At 41.6% G+C, this 341-nt stretch carries 1 pseudogene; it reads left to right on the top strand.

The annotated features are described in order from the left end of the window. Nucleotides 1–2 precede the first annotated feature (2 nt). A pseudogene (locus CWB76_RS19980) lies at nt 3–341 on the top strand (TMEM143 family protein); the annotation flags it as partial.

Genomic DNA, 341 nt, shown 5'->3' with positions numbered 1-341 from the left:
ATATGCAAACTGCTCGCTACATTCCCTTTAGCAAACACGCCATCATTACAATGTGCGCCAAAGAGCTTAATAAAGACCAACAAACTTCTTTTAAGCAGCTTTGTGAACTTTTAGCCAGCTTAATTCACTTTCATTACCATGGCACACTTGAGTCATTAAAAAATAATTACGCGCCTTTTGATCCAAATAGCGATACTCGTTTGATAAACAGCGTGACTGATGAACAAAAAGCGCAGTGCCAACGGGATTTTGCTAAAGATTTTGCCAAAGTTCTAGCCGCGGCTAATTTTGGAGTGCTCCCCCAGCAAGAGATGCTCGTTGCACTTCACGAAGCTTCAGTT

It is taken from the genome of Pseudoalteromonas sp. S1609, from assembly GCF_005887255.1.
GTDB lineage: Bacteria > Pseudomonadota > Gammaproteobacteria > Enterobacterales > Alteromonadaceae > Pseudoalteromonas.
This window is presented reverse-complemented; position numbering and strand designations above follow the sequence as displayed.